The sequence below is a fragment of the Gaiella occulta genome (assembly GCF_003351045.1).
Classification (GTDB): Bacteria; Actinomycetota; Thermoleophilia; order Gaiellales; family Gaiellaceae; genus Gaiella; species Gaiella occulta.
Window position 1 is genome coordinate 16,992 of sequence record NZ_QQZY01000008.1, and the last position, 20,505, is coordinate 37,496.

The 20,505-nt window shown below is 62.1% G+C and carries 16 protein-coding genes and 1 pseudogene; 16 read left to right on the plus strand and 1 reads right to left on the minus strand.

Annotated elements, in window-relative coordinates; translation table 11 throughout:
• The first annotated feature begins 6 nt into the window (after positions 1-6).
• The 16 genes and pseudogenes from Gocc_RS13380 (at position 7) to Gocc_RS13440 (ending at position 19,998) form a co-directional block, all read left to right on the plus strand.
• Entirely contained in the window at positions 7-762 is a 756-nt protein-coding gene (locus tag Gocc_RS13380) for a creatininase family protein (RefSeq protein ID WP_181813684.1), read from the plus strand.
• Complete coding sequence (locus tag Gocc_RS13385; protein ID WP_114797081.1) at positions 759-2,741, plus strand: phosphoketolase family protein; 1,983 nt, start codon at positions 759-761, stop codon at positions 2,739-2,741. Before Gocc_RS13380 ends, Gocc_RS13385 begins: the two co-directional genes overlap by 4 nt.
• Before the next feature lie 53 nt (positions 2,742-2,794).
• Positions 2,795-3,817 carry a hypothetical protein gene (locus tag Gocc_RS15765; protein ID WP_147281306.1) on the plus strand — a complete coding sequence of 341 codons (1,023 nt, stop codon included), beginning with the start codon at positions 2,795-2,797 and terminating at the stop codon, positions 3,815-3,817.
• A 122-nt stretch (positions 3,818-3,939) separates the two neighbouring features.
• Positions 3,940-4,290, plus strand: a complete 351-nt coding sequence (locus tag Gocc_RS15770) for a hypothetical protein (RefSeq protein ID WP_147281307.1) — start codon at positions 3,940-3,942, stop codon at positions 4,288-4,290.
• Positions 4,290-5,063, plus strand: coding sequence for a phytanoyl-CoA dioxygenase family protein (locus tag Gocc_RS13405; RefSeq protein WP_281268460.1), 774 nt, complete (start codon positions 4,290-4,292; stop codon positions 5,061-5,063). Before Gocc_RS15770 ends, Gocc_RS13405 begins: the two co-directional genes overlap by 1 nt.
• Positions 5,056-5,703, plus strand: a complete 648-nt coding sequence (locus Gocc_RS17150; RefSeq protein ID WP_114797086.1) for a Sua5/YciO/YrdC/YwlC family protein — start codon at positions 5,056-5,058, stop codon at positions 5,701-5,703. The genes Gocc_RS13405 and Gocc_RS17150 overlap by 8 nt, the downstream gene beginning before the upstream one ends.
• Positions 5,693-6,871, plus strand: a complete 1,179-nt coding sequence (locus Gocc_RS15775; RefSeq protein WP_147281309.1) for a hypothetical protein — start codon at positions 5,693-5,695, stop codon at positions 6,869-6,871. Before Gocc_RS17150 ends, Gocc_RS15775 begins: the two co-directional genes overlap by 11 nt.
• Complete coding sequence (locus tag Gocc_RS15780) at positions 6,868-7,881, plus strand: enolase C-terminal domain-like protein (protein WP_147281310.1); 1,014 nt, start codon at positions 6,868-6,870, stop codon at positions 7,879-7,881. Before Gocc_RS15775 ends, Gocc_RS15780 begins: the two co-directional genes overlap by 4 nt.
• A complete protein-coding gene (locus Gocc_RS15785; RefSeq protein WP_147281311.1) occupies positions 7,878-8,492 on the plus strand; it encodes an HAD family hydrolase in 615 nt (204 codons plus the stop codon). Before Gocc_RS15780 ends, Gocc_RS15785 begins: the two co-directional genes overlap by 4 nt.
• Before the next feature lie 9 nt (positions 8,493-8,501).
• Positions 8,502-9,317 (plus strand): class I SAM-dependent methyltransferase, encoded by an 816-nt coding sequence (locus Gocc_RS13415; RefSeq protein WP_114797087.1) that lies wholly within the window; start codon positions 8,502-8,504, stop codon positions 9,315-9,317.
• A 315-nt stretch (positions 9,318-9,632) separates the two neighbouring features.
• Positions 9,633-11,090 (plus strand): annotated as a pseudogene (locus Gocc_RS13420) (IS1182 family transposase); the annotation flags it as partial.
• Between the two features lie 417 nt (positions 11,091-11,507).
• On the plus strand, positions 11,508-12,221 hold the full coding sequence (locus Gocc_RS15790; RefSeq protein WP_147281312.1) for a hypothetical protein: 714 nt from the start codon (positions 11,508-11,510) through the stop codon (positions 12,219-12,221).
• Positions 12,222-12,466: 245 nt separating this feature from the next.
• A complete protein-coding gene (locus Gocc_RS13425) occupies positions 12,467-14,140 on the plus strand; it encodes a site-specific DNA-methyltransferase (RefSeq protein ID WP_114797088.1) in 1,674 nt (557 codons plus the stop codon).
• Entirely contained in the window at positions 14,140-16,596 is a 2,457-nt protein-coding gene (locus Gocc_RS13430) for a DEAD/DEAH box helicase (RefSeq protein WP_114797089.1), read from the plus strand. Before Gocc_RS13425 ends, Gocc_RS13430 begins: the two co-directional genes overlap by 1 nt.
• 89 nt (positions 16,597-16,685) lie before the next feature.
• Positions 16,686-19,484: a TrlF family AAA-like ATPase gene (locus Gocc_RS13435; protein WP_114797090.1), complete on the plus strand. Its 2,799-nt coding sequence runs from the start codon at positions 16,686-16,688 to the stop codon at positions 19,482-19,484.
• A gap of 316 nt (positions 19,485-19,800) precedes the next feature.
• Positions 19,801-19,998: a hypothetical protein gene (locus Gocc_RS13440; protein ID WP_114797091.1), complete on the plus strand. Its 198-nt coding sequence runs from the start codon at positions 19,801-19,803 to the stop codon at positions 19,996-19,998.
• 38 nt (positions 19,999-20,036) lie between these two features.
• On the opposite strand, the gene Gocc_RS13445 is transcribed toward Gocc_RS13440, so the two are convergent.
• Positions 20,037-20,498 (minus strand): very short patch repair endonuclease, encoded by a 462-nt coding sequence (locus Gocc_RS13445; protein ID WP_281268461.1) that lies wholly within the window; start codon positions 20,496-20,498, stop codon positions 20,037-20,039.
• Positions 20,499-20,505: the final 7 nt, after the last annotated feature.

Sequence of the window (20,505 nt, forward strand, 5' to 3'; positions counted from 1 at the left end):
GGGCACGTGAGCAAACTAGAAGATCTTTCGACCAATGAGGTCGAGCAAATTGCACATCGCGGGCGCGTGATTCTCCTCCTACCCGTTGGTTCCACCGAGCAGCACGGACCGCATCTTCCGCTTGCTACGGATACGATTCTTGCGGAGACGTACGCAGATAGATTCGCAACGGCGTATCGGCAGGACTTCGACTGGTTCGTACTTCCGTCTATTGCGTACGGGTACTGCCCGGAACACTCCGGCTTTTCCGGAACTGTTGGTGTAGCCGGTACAGATCTTCTTCAAACAGTGGTTGCTGTTTGTCAATCAGCAAGCGCATCGTGCGCCGCAACGGGCGTGGTTATCGTGAACGGCCATGGCGGCAATCGACCCATCCTTGAAATTGCGTGCCGAACATTGGCGGATCAGAATGATGTGAGGACGCTTGTAGTCCATCCATCCGCTCTCGCGGCAGTTACGGGGCAGCCAGGGATTCCAGAAGTACACGGCGGCCGTTCCGAGACATCGGTAATGCTGGCGACGCGACCCGACCTCGTTTACCTCGACAGGTGGGGGAAGGATGACCAACTCGACATAGATGCCGAGTTCATCAGGAAGTTCGTCACCAACCGTGGAATTGACGCGCCGTGGCTGACGCATGATCCGAGAGTAGGGCGTTCCGGCGTGATCGGTGATCCAACTGGTGCAGACGCAGATATAGGACGGTCGATTCTTACGGCAGCAGTGAACAGTTTTCGCGCAGTCGTGGATTGGTTTTCGTGACGGCGGCGTCCGGCGAAGTCCGCAATTTCGCCGCGATGCTTGACTATGTTGCGCTCTGCCTTCTTCACCTCGTTGACAATCCGTCGCGCGAGCGGCCGCTGGGTTCGGAGGATGTAAAGCCACGTGTCTCGGGTCACTGGGGCTGTGTCCCCGGTATCACCCGACTCCTTGCGTCATTGACCGACGCGTCTGCAACGCTGGCAGTCACTCCCCGAGTGGTGCTAGGTACAGGACACGCGGGCGCAGCATGGCTCGCATGGTCTTTCTACTGCGGTGCTCTCGCTGCGCGAGGCTACCCGCCGACGCGGGACGGGCTCGTCACGTTGTGTCGCGATTTCGGGACGGTTATGCCGACCGAGATCAGCGCCGACTGGCCCGGCGTCGCCTGGGCCGGCGGAGCCCTTGGGCATGCGCTGGGAGTGGCACAGGGTATTTCGGTCGCCTCTCCGGAGCCGGTCGTTGTGATTATCGGAGATGGAGAATTTGAGACTGGCTCGACTCTCGCCAGCCTCTTGGCGCCTATTGAAGCGCCTCGAGCACGCCAGCCTCTCGTGCTCGTGAACTTGAATGCTCAACGGATGACCGGGTCCAGCATCCTTGGTCGTTTAACCCCAGGTGAACGGAGGGCTCTAGTTGAACCGTTGGGGTGGGCGACCACGGAGGTCACCTCAAGCGATCTTGACGGCCTGAGTCGGCAGATCGTGGCTGGCCTCAGCCACGCAGATCGTCCGCATCTCATCATGCTGCGGTCAGAGAAGGGAGAAGGCGCGCCGCCGCTCCCCGATGGAACTGTGACTGTGGGAACACCGAGGGTGCACAAGGCTCCGATGCGCCGGCTGTCGACGGCAGCGGCTGTTGAGTGGCTCGACGGGTGGCTTGAGCTCTACCAGCCGCAGACCCGGTTCAACGCTGATGGACGACTGAGGGTGCAGTCACGTCTTGCCGACCACGCGCGGCTGATTGTCGAAAAGAGCGGCCCTACCTTGGTGATGGGTGATGCTGGCAACGCAGGCTCGTCGAAACTCGCTATGTCCAACCGCAGCGGCAAGCGCAGCGACGCGAGCACGATATCGCACGGTCTAGTGGAGATCGCGGCGGCCAAAGCGGGACTCGTGGTGGCTTGCCCGGACGAGCTGGAGTCGAATCAATTAGAGGCGCTCCGACAAACTGGACACAACGTCTACGAGCAGCTGTCAGAAGAACAGTGTGTTACATATGCGATGGGCGCAACGCTCGCTGGGCAACCAGCCTGGTTCATCTCGTACATAGGTTTCATGCTCTACGCGAACCCAATCCTCAATCAGCATTTTTTGCAGATCTCGTCGCGGCGCCAGCGGGACCAAAACGCGGTTCAACTCGCGCGGTTGACAATTATTTTGACCTCTTTAGGTTGGTCCAACGTCTACTCGCATCGAGACGACTCGGGTCTAGCAATGTTGACTTCTCTTCCGCCAGGCCTATGTTCTTTCCTGTTGCCGCATGATGCGCATGATATCTATGACTCCCTTGATCAATCAGGGACACCGGTCGAGTGCGTCGTCTACGATAAATGGGAGCCGCCTTCGCCGCCGGCCGATGACATAGACCACTTGGGCGTAAAGCATTGGTATCTTGGCGATGCATCTGGCTCCGGAAGTGACATCGGTCTGATCGTCTTGGGTAACTCCCATACACGGACGGCCCTCGAGGCGGCACTTGTTCTTTCGCAGAAAACCCCAGTCCATGTCTCTGCTCCGACGCGTCTTGTTCTTGCGGAGAAAGGACTACAGGAGGCGGCCACCAACTCGATTGTGGTTTCGTCGTTTTCGAGAGCCATTACCGAGTCGATGCTTCATTGGATCCCGATCGAATTGCCGAGTCAGCCTCTAATGCGGGTCCTCGTAAACTCTCAGGATGCTGTGACAGCCGAGGCAGTGCGCCGCGCGTCACGATGCCGGGTGAGTGACCTCGTTACTGCCGGCGAGCAGCTAATTGGGTGAAATTGCTAGAATTGGTACTTGGAGAGCTGAGGTATTCGAGGGGAGAGCCGAGGTTGAGCGCCGACGGCCGAGACGGCAGTCTGATCAGATTGAACTTGTATGGCCTTCGGTCGCCTTCGTACGGAGGCCGTGCTCGGCTGCACCTCACGCTTATTGATGACGAAGAAGCGCGCGAGTGGCGTCTCATCCTGCCCACCGGGCAGGAGAACAGTCCTTTTGAACTGCGCGACGGCGAGCTTTGCGACGATGGGCTTCCGATCGGGACGGCGTGTGAAGTCGAGCATGACGACGCCAAGCTCGGCTACTTCCGTAACGGCCTGAAGAGCGTCACGCTCAATACGAATCGGAGGTCGCTTTGTACGGGCTGCGTGTTTTGTCCAAATACCGGCCTAGAAGGGAACGACCCAGTTCTGACAGACCTGGAGCGCTACTTGTCAGCATGGGTCGACAGTACGCTCACCAGTCACCAGCTTGCTTCGCTGTCGGGCGTTACCGACGTGACCCTTTCTACAGGTTGCTTTGGTGAAGAAGACGCGGCTGTCAGGCATATGGGCCACGTGCGGCGCATTCTCTCCACCTACGGCTTTCGCGGGCGCCTCGGAATCCTGAGCTCGGTCATACGTACGCGCTCCGGGTTCAACGCTCTGAACGACGCAGCGGGACCAGCGGCAGTCATTCTCACGCTTGAGTGCGTGAACCGGCGCGCGTTGATCTTGAAGCGCACGAAGGCGGACCTCAGTGTGACCGACGCAGTCGAGGTTCTCGACAATGGGCGTCTTGCCGGCGTGGATACCGGTGTAACGCTTGTCGTTGGGCTCGATTCAATCGAGGCAGTAACCGAATGGCTCCGACGCGCTGCATCGACGCTCACGATGTTTCCGAACCTGCAGATTTTTCAAGCGCACGGTCCCTTCATGGCTGCCTTCCGCCATCCGGGAGCCGAGACTCACGAGTTCTTCTTGAAGGCTCGGCGGTCATTCGAGAACGTCTTGAAGCAGTATCCGACCCGGCCCGACCTATGGTCGAACTACCGACCCCTCTGGTACTACGAGTACGCGGGTCAGCCCGTCGTATGACCCACGTGTCTGTTCAAGTTCCTAGCGAGGCCAATAAACAACGCGCAGCGATCGCGGTGTCACCGTATGGGCGCTTCCTTGTTCTGCCTGCTCCGAACGTCGCTCGAGATTCCGCTGCAGTCGTGCGCGTCGTCATCGATGGAGCAAGTCGGAAAGCGCTGTATCTTGCGCAGCATCAGGGAGCCGTCCTGGCCGGCGATGATGTAAACGCTGCCCTCTTGAATCGCCGCATGGGAGAAATCGTCGATGTGGTGATCGAACACTCTCGGCCGATCGCGCCTGTGGGGTTTCCGCAAAGTGAGGCGCTGCTCTTCCGGAATCTAAGTGGTGTGCTATCCGACGAGCAGTTCCGGCATGCGATCCTGTTCGTTCGGGAGGCCGAGCATCCTGACGTGCGCGACCAGAGGTTGACGATGTTGGCGCAATTGGTGAGCGGACGGGCCAAGACGGATGTCGTCGCGGGAGCCAGATAGTGCAGAGCCACTCTGCGCCGCACCGAGCCACGGCTGAGCAGAAGGCAGCCTTCGCTCGCACCGGCGCAGTGGCCGTGCGCAAGGCGGTGCCGCGCGCGCAGATTGACCGCATCCACAGGGATCTTCTCGAGTGGCTTGTCCAAGCGCCAGATGATCCCGATGCGATAGCTGCGTACACGAGACGAACGTTCGCGGAGGACATGTCGGAGCGACCTGAAATCCTCGCCCTGTTTTACGATAGTCCGTTAGTCGATCTGGCATCGTCCCTAGTCGAGCCGCTTGAGCTAGAGAATGTCGAGCGGGCGCAGGTTCAAGTCAGGCTTCCCGAACGCGCCGGCGGCGCTGCCCAACCAGAGAAGCCGGTACACGTCGATGGTCTTTGGTGCGGCCATCTTCCGTCGGGGACGCTGAACTCTTTTAGCATGCTCGTTGGAATAGCGGCCTCACAGGTCGCGACGTCATCTGGACCGCTCCGCTTCATCCCGGGTGGGCACCTCCTGGTGGCCGACTGGATACGCACACATGGAGATGCTCCACCCGGAGATGGGTACGAAGCTCCAGAGCCTATTCGGACCAAGCTCTCCCAGAACTTCGTCGCCGAGCCGGGCGATGCGATCATCCTTCACTATCTTTGCCCACATGCCGCCGGCTTGAACCGGTTGCCTAATCCAAGAGTGATGATCTATTTTAGACTGAAAGTTGTCGATCACGACGGGAGAGTTTTATTGGCTGACCCCTTTGCTGATTTCCCAAGCTTGCGGCGTAATGGTTAAAACGCTGTCGCAGGCTGAAATCGCCGAGGCAGCCCAGGCGCTGGCTGATGATGAACTAGTAGTCGCCCCGACGGCTCGGTGGTATATGGTTTGCGGTCGCGCTCGCTGCTCGACCACAGCGTCTCGCATCTTCCGCGCGAAGGCGAGACCAAACAGCAAGGTTCTCATGCTGTGCCTCGGCCAGCCGGATTGGGCCGAAGAACTCTTTCTGCTCACCGATGAGGCGCGGGTCCTCGCAGCCCATTTTTGGCCCGGAGATCTACTGCTAAAGCTGCGGTGGCGATCACAGAGTCAGAGTGCTCTTCATCCTGGTGTCGGTGAGCCTATCGCGCTCGTCGGCGTGCCGAACGATCCCCTCGGAGACCTCGCAAGGGCGCTAGGCGAGCCGCTCGTGGCGTCTAGCGCCAACGTGTCAGGCGACCTCGACGCGCAAGGCACGGAACCCGCCATATCCGTGGATGAAGCCAGACGGTTTGTTGAGTTGTCTAGCGAACCGATTCGCGTCGTCGTTGATGGCGGCATCGCGCCACAGGCAAGGCATTTGACTGTCGTGGATGCCTCTAGAGAGCGCGCCAGTCTAGAGCGAGAGGGTACTCTTCACCCGAGAGCCGTCGCGGCAGCGCTCGGACGTGCGCTCTAGGAGGCCAGAAGCCTCGGGCGAGATCCTCGCCGAGGTCGCGCGTCTCGTGCGCCAGGCCATCGGCCGGCGGCTTGTGGTGCTCATAGGGCCATCTGCACAGAGCCGCGCGATTGCGCTCTACTTTGCGGCATTCACAGGCGTTGTCGGGATGCGTGATGCTGGGACGGGAGTCGGTGGGCACACAGAGCTCGTTTCCGAGATCTTGGCACGCCTGGACGCCTGCCTCAGAGACCCCGGTGAGCGCTTGTTGCTACCGCTCGCGAGGCTCGGAAGTCCGGATCAAGTGGTTATCTACGCTGGCTCGTATCCAACGGTTGCGAAATGCGGCCTCTACACCGTAATCGGGTCTCGACCAACCGTGCCTGAAGAGATTGAATCGAAAGCAGCTCAATTCACCATCCTGCCGCCGCACACGATTCCCAATCATCAACGGTGTCCCGCGTTAGTCGCGAACCGTCGTTGCGCGGAGATGGTGAAGAAGGGATCAGTCGTTGCACACGCGGCAAACATCGGCGATGTCGCAACGATGGCGACAGCGGCCGCTCGCTTTGTCGCTGCGGACAGCTCCCCTGAGCAGTGCGAGCGCATTTTGAGCTCACTCAATGCTCGGGGAGATATTTTCCTATGCCAGTTCGTTCCTGGGACGCCTGTAACCGTCTACGGGTACGTGACCGATCGCAGCGTCGTCGTATCAGGAGTGTACGAGGCACTCAACGAGGTTGATCTCACCACAGGTGTGATCTATGCGGGAGGAGTAAGAGGCGCCGGTGTCCGCGACTCCGACGCAGCCCTCATACAGCATGTCGTCTCATTCGCGATACGGCATTCGGCAGGCGTGCTGAACTACGCCGGCGCGTTTTGCATCGACGGGGTGTGGGCGCAGGGGCAGTTCGCCGTACTCGATCTGAACCTTCGGTCGTGCGCCGGAGCGCGAAGGTTACTTGGCGACATAGGCATCGATCTGCCGGCCCCCGTTGTCGACCTCGCTCTGCGCGAGAGTCAAGCAGACGACAGCCATGACCTCATGATTGCCTTGGCGACTGAAGCAAGAAGGCATTGGCCTAGCCCGCACGATCTGACCCTCTGGGAGAGATCTGAACCGATCACGGCTTCCGAAGAGTGGACGGCCGCGCCGGGCCGTGTCGAACTCGCAAGAATCGTCAGATGATGAACGTCTACGGGGCCTCTTCGCTCACCGACATTGAGCTTCTCGACCTTGGCTCCAGTTGCTGCGGCACCGGGCGAGTCTTCACGTTTCGGGTCGTGCTCGCAAGCGGCGAACGGGCGTCGTCGTCTTCTTTTTGGTTTAGGAATGATGAGAGCCTGACTAGGGCTGTCGCCCCGGTTGCCGCCCGCGCCCTCGCGGCGCAATCTCTGCACCATCAACGAACGACAGAAGTCGCTTTCACGGGCACGCAGGCGGTCTTGGCGGCTCATCTCGAGTCCGCTTGGCTCTTCGCGGTAGCCGCAGAGCGCGGTGTACCGCTCCGAGTGCTTCTGGGAAGCCGATCCCGGAACAAAGTCAAGTTCTATGTGTCGCTGCTGACCGCAGATGTCATCGACGATCACGCGGCGTCTGCCAAGATCTCAGCGGGCTGCAGCCTCGTAAAGATCTCGTACGGCGCAAAACTTACGAGTTCGACTCCCTTCGCTGTTGATTGTCACGGGACGGCCTCGTATCAGGAAGCGCTGGACCGCTACGGCAGGATGTCCGGACTCAGCTGGGTCGAGGAACCTCGCGACGCCGACGAAGTCGGGGACCCGTGTGTGCCGATTGTCACCGGCGAGTTCGTCACGGACTGGGAGCGGGAGCTCGACTCGCCTCGCACGCAGTCGTCGACCACTCGGTGGAGGCAGCTCGAGCCAGCCCGATGCGGGGTGCTGCAAGCCCATTCTGCTGCAAAGACGCTGACGCGGGCGGGCGCGCCAGTTCTGTTTCACGGCCATCAGCCTTACGTTGCGGCACACCTCGCAGCAGCCACCTCTGGGGTGACATACGTCGAGATCAACGCAGCGTGGATGCTTGATCGGTTCAGAACAGCGTGGTGTCGCGGAATCTCTCTGTCTGCCGCAATCCATGACCTTTGCGACGCGTTAGATCGTCGTGGCGGCGGGCCGGCGGTCGATATGGGCGACGGCTCCGCCGCAGAGGTTGTCTTTACTGCCTCGAAGCAATGACAGTCGTGACGTCCTTCGATGTGGGTGGAACGCTGATCCGGGCCTCGACCTCGTGCGCCGAGGCGATCTGCACCCGATTCCAGATCAGAGAGGAGTCTCGTAGGGCAGCAATTCGAACGCTTCTAAGATCATCGCCGCTTGACCAAAGAGCGCTGCGCGACCTGGCGGATCTCTCAGGTGTTGCCGCGCTTGCCGTTCAACGATGCCTCGATGAGTATCTCCCCGCCTTTGAGTGGCAGGATGGAGCTCACGAGGCCCTTGGCCGCGCAAGAAGCCGCGGTCGAGTAGTGACCCTATCGAACGTTTCTCAAATCGATGACTCGACCACCGGATGGATCGGCTTCCTTATCGACGCATCATATTCCTCGTGGCGGACAGGATACGTGAAACCTGATCGGAGAGCGTATGAAAACCTCATCGACACGGAGGCGGTACCAGCATCTGATATTATTCACATCGGAGACGACTGGGAAGCCGATGTCGCCGCACCATTGGCTGTTGGTATTCGAGCGGTGTATATCGGAATCGTTCCTCCTCGCGCTGATCTCGGTGGCGTCGAGACAGTCGACTCCGTGTTGCACGCCCTCGACGTAATCGAGAGCACAACGTAGAATGGACGCATGACGCAGGGATACTTCGAGGGCCTCGCAGAGCGGTATGACCGCTATCGCCCTGGCGTGCCTCCGGAAGCTTGCGCGGTTCTTAGCAGTTTCGTCGAGCCTGAAGCGGATCGGCCGGCGCGTCTACTCGACCTAGGCACTGGCACCGGGCAGGTGATCTTTGATTGTGGGAGTACATTCGGGACTCTTGTTGGCGTTGAGCTCGATCCCAAGATGGTAGAGATTGCTCGTAATAAGGCACGTAACCATCCTGAGGTTTCTGGCAAGAGGGTTAAGTGGGTTGTGGCATCAGCAGAAGAGTACCTTGCGAACACGGACGATCTCTTTGATCTCGTAACCATCTGTCGGGCGTTTCATTGGATAGATCAAGCAGGCGTCCTCCAACTCCTTGATCGCGTTGTGGCCCCTCGTGGGAAGGTCGTGGTTTGCGGTGATGGGAGCCTTTGGAACGCGCCAGATGAGTGGGCGAAGGCGATAAGAGCTACCGTTCAGGAGTTTTTGGGTGAAGAGCGACGCGCTCGATCGTCCAAGTTTACTCACCATGATCGGCCGTACATCGAGATCATGCAGGAGTCGCCTTTTTCCGACGCGCAACGCCTCGAAGTGCGTGGAGTTCGTGAGTGGACGATTGAACAGATCATTGGTTACCTATTCTCGACCACCTTCGCATCGCCAGAGCTCTTCGGAAGTCGAGTTGGCGGATTCGAGAGGAGGATCCGCGAGAGGCTTACGGAATATCAGGGTAGTGGCAGCCTCAAGGAGAGTTACGAGTTCACTCTGGTTGTTGGACAGCGCCCGCATCGCAGCACCCGCTGACTGGGACGCCGTGGCGAGCGAAGTGCAGAAGGGCGTCAGCGCAGAGCGCCTTTACGCCGAGTGGCGCGCAACGCCAGGCGGAGCAGCGTACCGAGCGCCCGAGTGATCGCGGGCTGCATCGCGCACGAACCGGCAGACTTCTGACTTCTGACTAGTGTCCGATGCTGTGTTCCGACGACGGCTGCTCGACCGTAACAGAGCCCGTCCTCCTCCACATCGCGGCTGCTACTAGCGCCCTAGGAGCGCGGGTCAGTAAGCGGGTCCATCCGGGCGGGGTCCTAGCCTCGTTCTTGGCGTCGAGTCAAGGAGGGGGCGATGGCGGCAGCGGCGGCGGTAGAAGCGGTTGAGGGGCAGGAGCGGCTGGTCGAGGTCGAGCCGTCGGCGGTTGTCGAGGAGCGGCGGCCGGGCGGCGAGGAGAAGACGTTTCGGCCCTACGACCTCGAGCAGGTGTTGTTGCTCTCGCCCGTCCTCTCGGACTGGCTGCCGGAGGGGCATCTCGCGCACTTCGTCTCGGACCTGGTCGAGTCGGGCGCACTCGATCTGTCGGCGATCTACGACTCGTACGAGGAGGAGCGCGGGTATCCGCCCTACGACCCGCGGCTGATGGTGAAGCTGCTCCTGTACGGCTACGCGAACGCGGTCGTGTCGTCGCGCAAGCTGGAGCGGGCGACCTACGAGGACGTGGCGGTGCGGATGCTGTGCGCCGATCAGCATCCCGATTACCGCTCGATCGCCCGCTTCCGTAAGCGGCATCTGGAGGCGCTCGGCGGGCTGTTCGTGCAGGCGCTGCGGCTGTGTCGGCAGGCGAGCCTGGTCGGGCTGGGCGCGCTTGCCCTGGACGGGACGAAGCTGCGCGCGAACGCCTCGCGGCACAAGGCGATGAGCTATGAGCGGATGGTGAAGGCGGAGACGCAGCTTGAGGCGGAGATCGCCGCCATCCGCGCCAATGTGCGGGCGCTCTTGGAGGAGGCGGAGGCGGTCGACGCCGCCGAGGACGAGCGCTTCGGGCCCGACCGCCGCGGCGACGAGCTGCCCGAGGAGCTGCGCCGGCGCGAGCAGCGGCTCGAGCGGATCCGGGAGGCCAAGCAGGCGCTCGAGGCCGAGGCGGCCGAGCACGAGCGGGCGCGCCGGGCCGAGCTGAAAGCCGAAGGCAAGAAGCCGCGGCGACCGCCGAACGGGCGTGACCCGTTCAAGCCCAAGCCGGGCGCGCAGCGCAACTTCACCGATCCCGAGTCGCGGATCATGAAGACCGCCGACGGCGCTTTCCACCAGTGTTACAGCGGCCAGGCGGTCGTTGATTCGACCGCGCAGGTGATCGTCGCGGCCGAACTCTCGCACGAGGCGCCGGACGCGCGCCAGCTCGAGCCGGCGCTCGACCAGCTCGCCGACAACCTGGAGGCGATCGGCGTCGAGCTACCCGCGGGTACGACGCTTGCCGCCGATGCCGGCTACTTCTCCGAGGACAACGTCCGTATCACCACAGAGCGTGGGCTCGATCCGCACATCGCCACCGGCCGCTTCAAACACTCCGAGCCGCCGCCGGCGCCGCGCGGCCCGATCCCCAAGAACGCGACGCCCAAGCAGCGGATGGCGCGCAAGCTGAAAACGAAGAACGGCCGCGCCGTCTACAGCCGCCGCAAAGCGATCGTCGAGCCGGTCTTCGGCCAGATCGACACGGTGCAGAACGGGCGCAAGCTGCTCTTACGCGGCAAGCAGGCCGCCCGCGAGCAGTGGCGCTTCACCTGCGCCGTCCACAACCTGCTCAAGCTCCACCGGGCCGGCGGGCTCGCACTCATCGATCAAGCGCCGCAAGCACGCACGGGCGTGGACGGAGCTCCCGAGAGTGCGCGGAAGGCAGCCGGTCCGATCCTTCGCCGCGCGGCGCAGTCCGCGCGCCGCTGGCTCACAGCCACCTGCGACGCTCCGATGCCGATGCTCCCGCCGCCGCTCGTTACGGACCCGCGCTCCTAGCCAGCCGCTGGGTTTCGCCAGGGCTCGTTTCCACGCCGGTGCCACGGCAGCGGGGTAGCGGACTCGCCTCGGGTGCGTGACGACGCGAAGGTGATCCCAGACCGCGGCGTCTTCCTCCGGCCACTCGCCGTCGAAGTCGATCTCGGTCTCGTAGTAGCGCGCATCCGCGTTCCGCGCAGAGATCACGAGCGAGAGCTTGTAGCGGCCCGGCGTGAGTAGGTGCCGCTGATCGTTCGGCGCCGTCGTGATCGCGAGCCGGAGCCGCTCGACCCGCTCTGGCGGCGGGAAGGCACTCGGCGGAGGCTCGCCGACCGGTTCGGAGAAGATCGCGAGGTCGATCACTCGGCTTACGCCGGGCGGGATGGTCAGCGCCGTCGTCGGCACGTTCGTCCATCCGAACGCCGGGAAGCCGATCTGAACGCGACCGACGTACGAGGACGGTTCCTCCAACAGCTCGCCGAGCACCGACAGCCGCTCGACCCGCTGGAGCAAGACCTCGACGTCCTCGGCAGCGACGCGGCCTGGCGGATTCGAGACGGCGAAGCGCAGGTACGCCGCTCGGCTCGTCAAGACGACGCTCCGCAGCCCAACCTGCTGCAAGGTCTTCTCGATCGCCGAGTCGTCAGGGCTGTGCGCCAACGCGAGATCCGGGCGCTCGCGCCGCGCGCGCCACGTCCGAACCTGCTCGTTGAAGAGCGCGACAACGACGGCGCCGATCGTGCCTACGGCCGTCAGCGCCGTCCACGTCGTCAAGCTCCAGCTCACGATCGCCGCTGCCATCGTGCCGACGGTAGCCGGACCCGCGGACGGTCTAAGCGAAACGCGCCGCCGACTCCGCGCGGCGCGCGCAGGCAAGCGATCCGCCATCGACAATGCTCGTCGACGCCGCTCTCGTACGCTCGTGGCCATCGTCTGGACCGACCCGGCCCTTAGCTGCCAGGAGGAGGGTGGGCCGGGCGGCGAGCCGAACGCCTAGCGCTTCCCGCGTCCCGGCCTGAGCCGAGAGTACGACCGGCGCGTACGCTTGACTAGATGGCTCCGGTGGACACGGCCGGCAAGCCCATGACTGTGATGTGTAGCCTCATCAGACAACAGATAATGTTATAATCGTTACAAATGAGAAGCGACGTAGCCATATCGGGGCTCCGAGAGTTCCTCGTCCTTGAGGAGGGCGTCTAGTGGCTGCGCCTTACGAAGGGCGTCTCGAGCTCACCTGGACGAACAAGCAGCTCCGCCTGCTGGCGCACGAGGATGGCTCCTATGAGTGGGTGAATCCTTCCGACTACCGAGTGGCAGAGGTCCGCCTATTGCACGACGTTGCGAGCGTCGGAGAGGTCGGCAAGACGCGCGCGGCCGACAACCTGCTCATTCGGGGCGACGCCCTCAACGCCCTGACCACACTCGCTCGCCTCCCCGAGTTCGCTCGGCAGTACCTGGGCAAGGTCAAGCTCGTCTACATCGACCCGCCGTTCAACACACAGCAGAGCTTTCTCCAGTACGACGACGCCCTGGAGCACTCCGTCTGGCTGACCATGATCCGCGACCGTCTGTTGCAGATCCGGGACATCCTCTCGCAAGACGGGTCTGTTTGGCTCCACATTGATGATGCCGAGGTGCATCGTGCTCGTTCCGTCATGGACGAGGTCTTCGGACCAGACCAGTTCGTCGCGACCGTCATCTGGGAGAAGGCAGACAGTCCCCGGATGGACGCCGACTATTTCTCCGGTCGTCACGACTATCTCCTCGTATATCGACGCTCTGAAGCCTTCTCCGTCAACCGAGTCGCGACCGATGGCGTGCCGAAGCACTACAACAAGATCGACGATCAAGGGCGCTCGTACTACCTCAAGCCATTGCGAGCAATGGGGCCGGCCGCGACGCGAAAGGAGCGGCCGACCATGTGGTTTTCCCTCACCGCGCCAGATGGGTCACAGGTGTGGCCGCTGCGACCGGACAGCATCGAAGGACGGTGGCGTTGGAGCCAAAAGAAGTGCTCGGAAGAAGCGAAGCGCCTTGAGTGGATCCGTACAGACGCGAGTTGGCAGCCATATTTTCGTATCTACGCCGACACCGACCGCGGCGTTCCGCCTGAGACGATCTGGTCGAAGGACGAGGTCGGGACCAACCGCACCTCAAAGGCTGAAGTGAAGAAGTTGGCCCCTGACACTCAAGCGTTTGACACTCCAAAGCCTGAGCGGCTGTTGCAGCGGATCATCCATATCGCCTCAGACCCGGGCGACATTGTTCTTGACTGCTTTCTCGGCTCAGGCACAACGTCGGCAGTGGCTCACAAGATGGGCCGCCGCTGGGTGGGCATCGAGCGTGAGCCGGACACGATCGAGGGCCACGCACTTCCCCGGTTGAGCAAGGTTGTCGCCGGCGAGGACCCTGGCGGCATAACCGAGGACGTCGACTGGGAAGGCGGCGGCGGCTTTCGAATCCTCGACGTAGCCCCCTCAATGTTCGAGGTTGACGACGGACTGGTGTTCCTCGCCGACTGGATGATAAACGGGAAGCTTTCCGAAGCAACCGCCGCACAGCTCGGCTTCGAGTACGAGCCCGATCCTCCATTCTCAGGACGCAAGGGACGCACCCGCCTCGCCGTGGTTGATGGCGTGGTAAACGAGTCGGTGGTGCGACTGCTGACAAGCGCCCTGCCTGAAGGTGAGCGCGTGGTGGTCTGTGGGACCGGCATCGACACCGATGCACGTCCGATTCTCCGCGAGCTGCGCCCCGGCTCGACGCTGCGGAAGATCCCGGCCGCGCTGCTTGACGAATACCGCTCCTCACGGCAGCTTCGTCTCAGTCTGGACGGTGCTGATGCGGCCGAGCCATCGGAGGTGCCGTCCTAATGGCCGACTTGAACCTCTTCGAGGATGCGATCGCGGAGATCGCCGCGCGATTGGACCTGCGCGAGCCGAACCGTGAGGCCGTGCGCACGATCAACGCTGCGGTGTCGCAGTACTACGACGTTGAGGAGCAGCAGCCTCCGTTCGAGGCGGTGATCGACTCGGCAACGGGTGTCGGCAAGACCTACATCCTGGCGGGCGCGATGGAGTTGTTCGCGGGGGCCTACGGCGTGCGCGACTTCGTGATCGTGACACCAGGCCGCACGATCCTGGAGAAGACGAAGGACAACTTCACGCCAGGTCATCCCAAGAGCCTGCTCGGGCCGATGAGCTTTCAGCCCGTGGTCATCACGTCGGAGAACTTCGCCACGCCGGCCATGCGGGCAGCCATGGATGACGAGACGCAGGTCAAGATCTACCTCTTCACGGTCCAGTCGCTGATCCGACCGGAATCAAAGACCGGCCGCAGGACGCACAAGTTCCAAGAGGGACTTGGCACCGAGTTCTACGGCCACCTGCAGTCGGTCGGCGAGCTCGTCGTGTTCGCCGACGAGCACCACTGCTACTACGGGCCGGCGTTCTCAAAGGCCGTGCGTGACCTGAACCCGTGGGTCCTGATCGGCCTGACGGCGACACCCGACAAGAAGACGCCATTGGATCAGATCATCTTCCGGTACCCACTCGCCGCGGCGATCGCCGACAAGCTCGTGAAGACGCCGGTAATCGTTGGCCGAAAGGATGATCGTGCCGACCCGCTCACCAAGCTAAGCGACGGCGTCACGCTTCTGAACGCGAAGGCAGCCGCAATCGACTCCTACGCTCAGGCGACAGAAATGGCGCCGGTCAATCCCGTGATGCTCGTCGTCGCGAAGAGCATCGAAGACGCCGACGAGTATGGGGCCATCCTTCGATCATCGGAGTTCTTCGGCGGCGCCTATGCCGACGCGGTGCTGGTCGTGCACTCGAACGCTCCCGACGAAGCGCTTGCGGACCTAGCCAAGGTGGAGGATCCGACCTCCCCGGTTCGGATCATCATTTCGGTCGGGATGCTCAAGGAGGGCTGGGACGTCCGCAACGTCTACGTGGTCGCCTCGATGCGGGCGAGCGTGTCGGAGATCCTGACGGAACAAACCCTCGGTCGCGGTATGCGCCTTCCGTTCGGGGCGTACACCGGAATCGAGATCCTCGACACCCTCGAGGTCGTCGCCCATGAGCGATACGAAGACCTCCTGAAAAAAGCCGGCGTGCTCAACCAGGCCTTCGTCGATTACCGAACATGGGCCGCGCTCCGCACGAACGCTCAAGGCAAGACCGTGGTCGTCACCGAGTCGATCGAAGCAGGCACAAGCCCGTTGGTGATGGCGGGTGATATCGAGGGGCCACTGGTGCTTGACGGCCAGTCGAGCCCAGTCGTTACCTCGGTGGAGCAGCGGGCCTCGCAAGTCAACGAAGGCGCCCTGAAGCTGAAGCAGACCATTCTGCCCCGGCCCGATGCGCCAGTGATCTCGGTACCTGTGTTGAGAATGAGCGCGGTACAGAGCAGCTTCACGCTCGCAGACATCACAGACACCGACCCGTTCCGCAAGCTCGGCGCCGCACTCGCAACGAACCCGGATGACGAGTTGAGCCGGACACTCGTTGGCGCTCGCATCGTCACTGGCCCCGACGGCATCAAGCGAACCGAGCTCATCCGGTCAACCGCGGCGGATCGAATCCGGTCGATCCCGACGTTGTTCGATCTAAACGAGTTGCGTACCCAGCTTGTCGAGATGGTGCTCGCTTCGTCCGCGGTGCCGGCGCGCGCGAATCAACGCGTCGCGGTAGTCCCGATCATCGACGCCTTCTTCACCGGTCTCGGAGACAAGGCTGACGACATCCTCTCGGCGAACCTGGGACGCGCGGGGGCACGACTGGTCGCACTCGTCGCCGCTGAACAGAGGCGCTTCATGGTGAAGCCTTCGTACGAGGAGGTAGTCGAGCTGAGGGAGTTCAACCCGACGCGAGCGACCGACAAGGCTGTAACGGCCGACAGGCTCGGCCCATTCCTGAAGTCCATCACTTACGAGGGTTGGAGGCGCTCTGTTTACCCGGTGGCGTGGTTCGATTCAGAGCCTGAACGACGAGTCGCCAACATGGTCGACGGCGATGACGGCGTGTCGTGCTGGCTTCGGCTCCACGTCAACGACCTTCCGATTCTCTGGAACTCCGGTGGCCAGGAGTACAACCCCGACTTGATCGTGATCGAAAACGATGGCACCCACTGGGTCGTCGAAGTGAAGATGGACAAGGAAGTGGGATCAGAAGACGTGCAAGGCAAGCGCGAGGCTGCGAAGCGCTGGGCCAATCACGTCACAGCGGATCCGCAAGTCGGCGTGACGTGGCGCTATCTGCTCGTGTCGGAGGCTGATATCAAGACGGCGAAGGGTTCGTGGCCTGCCCTCAGGAAGCTCGGTGCCTGAGTGGACACGTTCACGCCATTCCGGAGCCCGCTCGGCGGCCGCCGGCATGATTGGACGCCCTCGTGTTGCCATGACTCGGGAGACCCGCGGTGAACGACGACGGTGGGGCGCATTTCTTCCGGTGCGATCTCCAAGTGCACAGTCCTCGCGACGCGCAGTGGTCGGGTAAGAGGCCCGTAACAGACGACGACCGTCGAGCGTTCGCGACCAAACTGGTGAGCGCCTGTCGCGGGCACGGCCTCGGCGCAATTGCGATCACTGATCATCACGACCTCCTTTTTGCGCCAATCGTTCGCGCAGCAGCGGCAGCCGAGACCGACGACATTGGCCAGCCCTTACCCGAAGATCGTCGCCTCGTTGTTTTTCCTGGCATCGAACTCACTCTCGCCGTTCCGTGCCAGGCCCTGCTTATCCTCGATGCGAACCTCCCCGACGACCGGTTGAGCCTTGTGCTCGAGGCTCTCGCGATCGATCCGCATCCTTCGTCAGAGGCATCGCTCCCGGAGGTGGTGCCTCTCGACCACATCAACAGCCTGAAAGGCCTTTACGAAGTTCTTGACCAGCGGGAGTGGCTTCGCGGCCGATACATCGTCCTTCCCAATGTCACTGATGGTGGTCACAAGTCGCTCATGAGACCTGCGATGCAGGCGAAGTACAAGGAGATGCCCTGCGTGGGCGGCTATTTGGACGGATCGATCGACAAGGTTGGTTCCGGCAACGCCAAGAAGTTTGCGGGGGAAGACCCCAAGTGGGGAAACAAGCCTCTCTCTGTCTTTCAGACATCAGACAGTCGGAATGGGTCGTTCGTCGACCTCGGGAAGGTTGCGACGTGGGTGAAGTGGTCCGAGCCGACCGCCGAAGCGCTCCGGCAAGCGTGTCTAGCGCGGGACTCCCGGATCTCGCAGCTGCCCCCTCAGCTTCCGAGCGTCTTTATCTCGAGGCTGGTCGTCACGAACAGCAAGTTCCTCGGCCCAGTCGATCTATGGCTGAACCGTCAGTACAACGCAGTCATCGGTGGTCGCGGGACTGGAAAGTCGACGATCTTGGACTACATCCGTTGGGCGCTCTGCGATCAGCCGGCGTCTGTCGAAGACGACGAAGTCGCAAACCCAAGCGTGCGTCAGAGGAGATTGATCGAAGCGACCCTTGTGCCCCAGGACGCGCACATCGACGTCTACTTCACGATCAACGAGATCCCACATGTCGTTCGTCGCTACGCAAAGACCGGGGAAGTGCTCCTCAAGGTGGGCGACGGCGAGTTCACCAAGACAAGGGAAAGCGACATTCGCTCGCTGCTCCCGATCCACGCTTACAGCCAAAAGCAGCTCAGCAGCGTGTCGGTTCGTGTTGATGAGCTACTACGGTTCGTTACGGCTCCTATTCGCCAGGAACTCGACACGCTCGATCGGCGTAATGGCGAGGTCGCCGGCAAACTCCGCGAGAACTACGCCAGTCTTCAGCGCGCTCGTGACCTAGACGCCGGATTGATGCGTTCGGTGTTGGCCGAGCAATCTCTCGCAGAGCAGGCAGCCAACCTCCGTGCGTCACTCACAGGCCTCTCGGACGATGACCGGGACCTCCTGAACAACAAGCCGGCTGTTGACCGCATCCGCGCGGCCGCAAGCGCATGGGAGCTTGACACCAACCAGCTTCTTGACTCAGGCACCGCATTGGTAGCCGAGATCGGCGACGCGTTACAGGGTATGCAAGGGCTAGACGAAGGGCCGGAGGTGCTCGTCAAAGCATCCGAAGAGCTCCGGTCGCGCACTGTCCGGATCGTCTCCGACCTAGGAGTTGCCGTCGAAGCGGCACTTCGCCTAGCCAGCGATGCCGTCACCGAGACCGGGGAGTTGGCCAAACATCGCCGCGCAGTCGAGGAACAGCTCTCTGCGTTCGATGCGAGCTACGAGGAGGTGAAAAGTAAGTCAACCGCCCATGAGGTAAGGCTCAAGGAACTGGGGCAGATCGAGGCGCAGCGTAAGTCCACACACGAGCTGGTTGAGGAGCAAAGGCGCGCACGCAAGACGTTGGGCGATCCCCAGGCGATCTACACAAAGTTGAGGGCAGAGCTTGTCGGTCTCTACAGCGACCGTTCTTCACTGCTCACAGGACAGTGCGATGCGCTCACCCAACTCTCTGACGGTCTTCTGTGCGCCACGATGCAGAAAGGCACGGGTATCAGCGAGGTCGAAGGGAAGTTCCGCGCCGCAACATCAGGATCCGGCGTTCGCGGCGCCCGGATCGAGTCACTCTTCTCAGCTCTCGGCGATGAGACTGATCCAGTCGCAACGTGGGAAACCGCGCTTGCCGAACTGGAGACCCTCGTACTGATGGGAGAAGACGGCGAGCTTACGTCTGAGGTCACTCCAACCTTGACGCGACTCGGTTTGCCGCTCGCCGATCAAGACAAGGTCCGGCGCAAGATTACGCCTGATGGTTGGCTCGATATCGCGCTTACGCCCATTGCGGATGAGCCAGTGTTCGAGTATCAAACGAAGGAGGCCGAGTACATCCCCTTCTCCTCAGCGTCTCCCGGGCAACAGGCCACCGCTTTGGTACGCATCCTTCTAGCCCAGGGCGGAATGCCGCTGCTAATCGATCAACCGGAAGAGGACCTCGACAGTGAGGTCTTCGACGTGGTGGAGCGGATATGGCAGGCGAAACGCGGAAGGCAGCTGATCTTCGCGAGTCATAACGCTAATCTCGTGGTCAATGGTGACGCCGAGCTGGTGATTGCGTGCAGTTACCGGACGGCCGGAGATCAATCGGCCGGGAAGATCAAGCTAGAGGGAGCCATAGACGTGCCGGCGATGCGAAAAGAGATCACGCATGTCATAGAGGGCGGCGAGAAGGCGTTCCGCCTCCGCAAGGACAAGTACGGCTTCTAGTGATCCTCGGCGAGCTGTTGGTCCGAGCGGCGTCGCCCCTGGAACGTCTGGAGCTTCGCGTGATCTACGTCGCCTCCGGCGCGACATTCGAGAGCATGGGCGCAGTTCGCGACCGACGACACCGTCGCCGTCCGCATCCGCGACGGCGCCGGCTACGACACGATTCGGACCGCGGTCATCTAGAAGCTGCGCCTCGACGCGACCGCCGACAAGGCGCGTGTCGGAGACTGGATGTTTATGATCTCGTAGTGCCTGTCTTCGGTCGACCTTCGGCGAACAGGCGGACTTCTAATTTCCCGCGTCTCGAGGAGAAACCATGGCCCGTAAGACTGTGTTCGTTTCTGATCTGAGCGGTGACCTGATCGACGAAGGCAAGGGCGCCACTATCACCATCAAGTTCGCTGACGCTCGCAAAGGGACGATCGTCCTTGATGTCACCGACGCCGAGGCAGACGAGCTCGGCCGCAAGGGTCGCAAGCAAGCCCGCCGGGGCCGCCGCCCAAAGTCCGAGTAGTCCCGATATCGTGGTTACCGATCCGGGTCAACGGCGGGTCACCCGGCGGTGATCGCCGACCGGACAAGCCGCTCGATCCGAGTCGCCGCCTCCATCGTATTCTCGTGCTCCCAGACGACGACGAGCGTCCAGCCGGCAGCGGCGAGGGTCTTCTCGTTCCGCCGGTCCCGCTCGACGTTCCGCTCGAGCTTGGGGAGCCAGTAATCTAGGTTCGACTTCGGCAGCACCGCATCAACCGGACAGAGATGCCAGAAGCAGCCGCGACATTCGACCGCGACCCGGGCTCGCGGGAAGACCACGTCTGGCCGGCAGCGCAGCCCCGGAACGATGCTCACATGCTTGCGGAAGCGCAGCCCTCGACGGTGGAGTTCGCTGCGGAGTGCGACCTCGAGCGCGCTCACGCTTCGGTTTCCTTGCATGACCTTACGCGCCTGCGGCGACGAAGCAGCCGGCGGCGAGGGAACCTGCGTGCAGGAGGCCGCTTCGGTCGAAGGGGGCATGCGGGAA